This is a genomic window from Flavobacterium sp., assembly GCF_013823965.1.
Taxonomy (GTDB): Bacteria; Bacteroidota; Bacteroidia; order Flavobacteriales; family Flavobacteriaceae; genus Flavobacterium.
Map to the genome: position 1 here is coordinate 1 of NZ_PNNA01000078.1, position 6715 is coordinate 6715.

Annotated in this window: 6 protein-coding genes and 4 tRNA genes; 4 read left to right on the forward strand and 6 right to left on the reverse strand. The window is 35.0% G+C overall.

Going from position 1 to position 6715, the window contains the following annotated elements; all coding sequences use genetic code 11:
* The first annotated feature begins 125 nt into the window (after positions 1 to 125).
* Positions 126 to 2066 carry a TonB-dependent receptor plug domain-containing protein gene (locus C0430_RS09130; protein ID WP_290868537.1) on the forward strand — a complete coding sequence of 647 codons (1941 nt, stop codon included), beginning with the start codon at positions 126 to 128 and terminating at the stop codon, positions 2064 to 2066.
* Positions 2067 to 2132: 66 nt separating this feature from the next.
* On the opposite strand, the gene C0430_RS09135 is transcribed toward C0430_RS09130, so the two are convergent.
* Entirely contained in the window at positions 2133 to 3620 is a 1488-nt protein-coding gene (locus tag C0430_RS09135) for a S41 family peptidase (RefSeq protein WP_290868540.1), read from the reverse strand.
* Positions 3621 to 3924: 304 nt separating this feature from the next.
* Between C0430_RS09135 and C0430_RS09140 the strand changes: the two genes are divergently transcribed.
* Complete coding sequence (locus C0430_RS09140; RefSeq protein ID WP_290868547.1) at positions 3925 to 4371, forward strand: hypothetical protein; 447 nt, start codon at positions 3925 to 3927, stop codon at positions 4369 to 4371.
* A gap of 11 nt (positions 4372 to 4382) precedes the next feature.
* On the forward strand, positions 4383 to 4910 hold the full coding sequence (locus C0430_RS09145) for a DUF4252 domain-containing protein (protein ID WP_290868552.1): 528 nt from the start codon (positions 4383 to 4385) through the stop codon (positions 4908 to 4910).
* Positions 4911 to 5022: 112 nt separating this feature from the next.
* On the opposite strand, the gene C0430_RS09150 is transcribed toward C0430_RS09145, so the two are convergent.
* From C0430_RS09150 to C0430_RS09170, 5 genes are all read right to left on the reverse strand, one after another.
* Complete coding sequence (locus C0430_RS09150) at positions 5023 to 5364, reverse strand: hypothetical protein (protein ID WP_290868558.1); 342 nt, start codon at positions 5362 to 5364, stop codon at positions 5023 to 5025.
* A gap of 327 nt (positions 5365 to 5691) precedes the next feature.
* A tRNA-Leu gene (locus tag C0430_RS09155) sits at positions 5692 to 5774 on the reverse strand.
* A 51-nt stretch (positions 5775 to 5825) separates the two neighbouring features.
* Positions 5826 to 5898 (reverse strand) — tRNA-Lys (locus C0430_RS09160).
* A gap of 42 nt (positions 5899 to 5940) precedes the next feature.
* Positions 5941 to 6013, reverse strand: a tRNA-Lys gene (locus C0430_RS09165).
* A 38-nt stretch (positions 6014 to 6051) separates the two neighbouring features.
* Positions 6052 to 6124, reverse strand: a tRNA-Lys gene (locus C0430_RS09170).
* Positions 6125 to 6251: 127 nt separating this feature from the next.
* On the opposite strand from C0430_RS09170, the gene C0430_RS09175 reads away from it, so the two are divergent.
* Positions 6252 to 6715 (forward strand): shikimate kinase (locus C0430_RS09175; RefSeq protein WP_290868564.1); only part of this gene is annotated, 464 nt, incomplete at its 3' end.

Genomic DNA, 6715 nt, shown 5'->3' on the forward strand with positions numbered 1-6715 from the left:
AACAACAAGACGCAAGCCAGGAGACCTGCCTATTACATCGAGTATCAAACTTTCGGGAAAAAAGGTTTGGGTATGGGTCATTCTATGCTTTTCTCCCATTTTTATCATTAAAAATGTTTTATTAAATGAACAACAAAATCGTTCGTGTCAGTGCGTTATTCGTGCTGATGGCCAACTGTGTTTTTGCGCAGCAAAAAGACAGCATTACTTCACCAACTCCGTTAGAAGAAGTAGTAATTTCTGATTCTAAATTTGCTCTGGCCAAAGAAAAATCAGGTAAAGTAATCACCAAAATCACTTCTGAATACTTAAAAAAGAGGGAAGGGCAAAGCATTGCAAGTGTCTTAAATTCAGTAGCAGGTGTTGAAATTAACGGTAGTCAAAGCGTTGCCGGAAAAAATTTGGGCTACTACATTCGTGGTGGAAAAAACAGCCAAGTGCTTATTCTCATTGACGGAATTCCGGTTACTGATGCTTCTGGAATTAGTTTTGAATTTGATTTGCGGTTGCTTCCTGTGCAACAAGTGGAAAGCATCGAAATCATGAAAGGAGCAGCCAGTACTTTGTACGGAACCGGTGCAGCTACCGGGGTTGTCAACATTATTTTGAAAAAATCTGGAAAGAAATCCATTCAGGGAAATGCGTATTTTAATGCTGGAACCAATAATACGGCTTTCACTTCAAAGTCTAGTCTCCAAGATTATAATCAAGGATTTTCGGTAAATGGAAACTTGAAAAAAGTAAATTATTTTGCTTCTTTGAACAGCACTGAAACTACTGGAATGTCACAAATTGCATCTCCAAATAAAAATGTTGTCTATGAAGAAGACCGTTTTTCGAGGATCAATTATTTAGCCAAGTTGGGTTATAAAGCCACAGATAAATTGACATTGGACTTTTTTGGGAATTTTGACAAAATCAAAAACGATTATGATGGCGGTTTTGATAATACGTGGACCAATGACATTAGCCAGAATCGTTCTAAATCGGAACAATTTCGTTTTGGTTTTTTACCAAAATACAAATACTCAAAAGGAGAATTTATCCTGAATTCGAGTATCAACAAAATGGTGCGTTCTTATGATGAATTGGATACATATTCCGGTACGGTTGGGCTTTCGCAATACGAGTCCAGGAGCGTTAATGTTGATGGATACAACAAATATGAGGTTTTAAAATCCTTGTATTTGGTAACTGGCGCGCAATATCAATTTCACGATATGAACAGTGAAACTCCTTATGGTGGTGTTGCAAAAGAAAGTGCCAAATTTAACATGATTGACCCTTATTTGACTGGAGTTTTTACTTCGGATTTTGGGTTGAATGTCAATGCTGGAGCACGATTAAACATTCACGGCGAATACGGAAACCAGCTGGTTTACAACCTGAATCCTTCCTTTGATTTTGAATCGGTTCCTTTGAAAGCTTTGGCTTCTTACAGCACGGCTTTCGTGACGCCAAGTTTGTATCAATTGTATTCTCAATATGGAAATACGGAATTAACACCAGAAAAAAACAGCACGGTTGAGGTTGGTTTTGAAACCCAACTTTTAAACAAAAAACTTCGATTTTCTGCTGTTGGATTTTATAGGGAACAAAATAATTTCATCGGGTTTTCGTCTGCCTATAAATACATCAACATTGACGGAACCAATAAAGCCAAAGGAGTGGAAACCGAAATTACTTTTGCCATCACCGAAAACATCAAATGGATTTCCAATTACACTTTCACGCAAGTGGATGAAGCCTTGGATCGATTGATTCCGAAACATAAAGTGAATTCTTCTTTAGATTATCAAGTTTGCCCAAGAACAGCTTTCAACATAAATTATCAATATGTGGATGGTAAAAATGACGCTTTCTTTGATGGAAATACGTATGGGACGCAAAAGGTGGTTTTGGGTTCTTACCAATTGGTAAATGCTTCCTTGAACTATGAGTTGGTAAAAACCAGATTGACCATTTTTGGAGCTGTAACCAATATTTTGAATGAAGAATTCGTTGAAAATGTAGGATATAACACTCTTGGTCGAAATTTCAAATTAGGTTTAAATTTCAAGTTGTAGTTTCAAGATTTAGTTATAAAAAAAAAGGCTTTCAGTGATGAAAGCCTTTTTTGCCTTTTATAAATTTTATTCCAAAGCTTTCAACAAACCTTCTGGAGCTTTTTCCAGATACATTTGTTTTTGAATTCCGTTTATGGATTTTGAATCTTTAAAATAGTCGAAATCTTGACCAGGACTTTGCGGCATCACTCTTTTTGTTCCCGTGATTTTGCCAATGGCAAGGCTCAACAATGGCTCTGTCGGGCTGCCAAGAACGTCAAGATTACTGATGGTTTCTTTCAATGTGTAAGTAGGTTCCAAGCCACTTTGATAATCTCCAAAACCTGCCGAGTTGACTATTTTTAAAACAAGAGGTTGCATGGCATAACGATGGTTTGGGTTTCTGTTTTCTTTTCCAAATGTTGGTGAATCATACAAAGTAACGGAACCAACATTTTTCCCCGTGGTTATATCTCCAATTTGCACAACGGTAATGTACGGTTTTAATCCGTTGATAACTAGTTCGCTGGCAGAAGCGGTGCTTTTGGAAGTTAGAATGTAAATCTTGGTCATGCCAACACTGTTGATGGCTGTAGTCCCTATTTTATCGGTAAAGAAATTTTTCAATGATTCTGGATCGTTGGCAGCAAAATAGGATTCTATTTTTGCATTCCATTGTTGTTTTGCAAATACTTGCCCTGTGTAAGCTCCTGTTATCATGCTTGCCAGTCTAGCCGAGGTTTGAACGGAACCTCCGCCATTGTATCTTAAATCAAGAACCAAATCAGTGATTCCTTGTGATTTTAATGCTCCAAAAGCATCGTTTAGTTGGGTATCGTAATTGGCATAAAAACCATTGTACATTAAGTATCCAATTTTATGCGATCCGGAAACAATTACTTTATTAACCAAAATTGGATTTTCGTCCAAAACTGTTTTTGTCAATGCAATATTTTTCCCGTTTGGTGTAAATGCTCCACCATTGATGTCTGCTAAATTTAGGGTGTAATCGTTATTTGAACCAAACAAAAGTGCTTGGTAATTGTTAACGGTAAGTTGGGTTCCATTTACACCATAAAATACATCACCACGTTTGATGTCCTTTGTTGATGCATTCGAATTTGGAATAATATAGCGTACCCAACCTATTATTTCATTGGATCCTGTTGATTTGTAGCTTAAACCAAATTCTACTCCATTATTATTAGTGGTTCCTTGTAGTGCTCCTTCCAGTTCTAAATAATCATCCACTATCCAGCTAAACCTGTCAACAGCTTCTCCGGTGCCAGGATAAAGGCTTGAAGGTTTATAGAGTAAACTTTCGAACAAGGTTTCCGGTTTTGGATATCCATATAAAAAAGTGTTTAGTTCTTTTTGATTTGCAAATCTGGTGTCTGATAAATTAGGAACATCGGCTTGCCACAAATAATAAAGATTCAATCCATTCCAAATGAAATTTTGGATGTCAATATTTGCTGGAGCTGCCGTATCATCTTGATCTTGACAAGATTGAAATGTAAAAACAGCTATAAAAGCGAAAAGGAATAAGGTCTTAAATTTGAATTTTGATTTCATATTGATAGTTTTCTTTTATAGTAAACGTAAAAATAACAACTTTAGTTTTATTTTATGCACTTTGTAATAAAAATAAGTTAGTTTCGTCTTTATTATGTAACTTACTGTGCAATGGTTTTAATGTAAAAATGAATCTGAGAAGTTTATTGCTTCTTTTAAAGACAAAATATTGAGACTGGCACGACGATTGCTTTTAAATTGAAAAGTAGTTTTTAGAAGAATATGATAGCCTTCAAGAGATTGAAAAACAAGAATTCAATTGCTTGGAAAATGACAAGTGAGAACCTGATAAAAACATATAATTATGGAGTTCGAAAAAATAAAAATACAATTAGACAAGTACTTTCGGGCTGAAACCAATATTGCTGAAGAAAAAGAATTGCGAGACTACTTTTCTTCCTCGGATGTTTTGCCAAGTCTGGAGCGATACAAACCAATTTTTGTTCGTTCAACTTTGCAAAAAGAGCAGCAGTTTGATCAAAAACTCCAGGTTAAATCTCGAAAACAAAATTGGTTTTGGCTCTCTGTAGCTGCTTCGTTTGTTGTTTTGATGGGAATAGTAGTTATTGGATATAACCATTACAATACAGTCGAGGAACCAAATTTAGGAACCTATGACGATCCGGAAGTTGCCTTTAAGGAAACTCAAAAAGCATTGTTCCAATTGTCGACAAATCTTAACAAAGGTTTTGAAAGTATGCAATACATCAAGGAATATGAGAATTCTAAAAATTTGATTTTTAAACAATAATAACTAAAAAAATGAAAAAAATTATACTAACAATAGTAGTCGCCTTGGTTTCCAATACCTTTTTCGCACAAAATGCTTTCGATAAATATGATGGTCAAGATGGAGTGACCTCGATAGTGGTCAACAAGAAAATGTTTCAAATGATGGCCAGTGTGAAAGTGGATGCCAATGACAAGGAAACACAACAGTATTTGAGTTTGATGAAAAAGTTGGATAACCTCAAAGTATTTACAACCACAAGTACAAAGCTGTCGGCCGACATGAAATTAACGGCTGACAAGTATGTGAAAACTGCCGGTCTAGAAGAGTTGATGCGGGTGAACGACAGTGGTAAAAACGTGAGAATACTAGTGAAATCTGGTTCAACCGACAGTCAAGTTAAAGAATTACTTATGCTTATTGAAGATCCAAGCAAGCAAAATGAAACCGTATTAATGTCTTTGACCGGAAGTTTCGACTTAGATGAAATAGCCATTCTTACGGATAAAATGAAAATTCCTGGAGGTGACGATTTGAAGAAAGCCACGAAGGGAAAGTAGTGAAATAAGCTTGTTTTTATTATAGTTCAGAATGTTTTATTCTAGACTATAAAAAATGCCTCAATTGTTAAATTGAGGCATTTTTTGTTAGTTGTATTTTAGTTGAACTGTTCTAAAGAGTTTTATAAAGTTCGATACTTTTTGACGAAATTTGGGACAATTTGTACTTTTTGAATAAGATGTCGAAATATAATTTTGATTTTTCGAAGTCTTTGCTTTCATAATAATATTTCCCCAAGTATTCAAACATTTCAATGGAAGCATAGCCTTTTTCGATTACTCTTTCATATGTTTTATGAACATCAATCAGTGCGTATTTTTGTTTGTTGATGGAATCGTAAAAAACGGTTTGGGTTTGGGAATTAGCATTAGAAATGCCTAAAAGAAGAAATGAAAAGATAAAAAATACCAACGAATTCATTTTCGATGTTTTTGTGATTTTTTTAAAATCCATACTTTTTCTGTTAAAAATGGGATGCTAATTTACGCTTTTGTAATTAATTAACAAAATTATTTTATTGGTATAACTCTATTGTGCTTAGGTTATTGTTCTTTATTGAAAATAACTTTGGGTTTAGATGTATTTCAATTTAAAAAAAATAATAATGGAATTAATAAAAAGTGGGGTTATGGCCGTTTCAAACACATATAATTATTTAAAGATAGGCGCTTTTTATTGAAAAAAATATTGGAGTTGTACCCAAAAGCGTACTGGTATAAAACTAAAAAACCCTAATTACTTATAAATTAAGCAACTAGGATTTTAATTTGACTATAAAAGTGACCACGGTGGGATTTGAACCCACACGCCCTTACGAGCACCACCCCCTCAAGATGGCAAGTCTACCGTTTCTCCACGTGGCCTAAAAAAATATAGAGACGCTGCATTGCAACGTCTCTATATTTTTCTTTGTGTGACCTGACTGGGTCTCGAACCCAGGACCCCAACATTAAGAGTGATGTGCTCTACCAACTGAGCTATCAAGTCTTAAGACTATCAAGATTCTATTAACGTATGCGCATTATATTGTGACCCGACTGGGGCTCGAACCCAGGACCCCATCATTAAAAGTGATGTGCTCTACCAACTGAGCTATCGAGTCATTGATTCAAGAAAAGTATTTGATAATCACAAATTTTGTGACCCGACTGGGGCTCGAACCCAGGACCCCATCATTAAAAGTGATGTGCTCTACCGACTGAGCTATCGAGTCATTTTCTTTTCTTGAATGCGGGTGCAAATATAAGGTCTTATTTTTAATTTTTCAAAGCTATTTTATTATAAATTTGTCTTTTTTTAACAAAAGTCTTCAATGCCTTAATTTATAAGGGTTTATTTAAATGAAAAAAATAATTTTATTAGGTTATATGGGCTGTGGGAAGTCTACAATTGCCAACAGATTGTCAAGAATCACCAATATTCAAACTGTAGATTTGGATAAAATCATCGAAGAAAGAACAAATTTGTCCATAAATAAAATCTTCGAAGAGCGGGGCGAGATTTATTTTAGAAAGCTCGAACACCAAATTTTTGTGGAATTATTGAATTCTCCCGGGGATTTGATAATAGGTTTGGGCGGTGGAACTCCTTGTTATGCCAATAATCACGAACTCTTGAAAGGTGATGATATTGTGTCTATTTATCTAAAAGCATCAGTTGAAACTTTATTTGAGAGATTGGTTTCCAATAAAAGTAAAAGACCTCTCATTGCTGATATGGACGATGAGCAAATGAAGGAATTTATTGCCAAGCACCTTTTTGACAGAAGTTTTTATTACAATCAAGCACAATACAAAGTGAATAT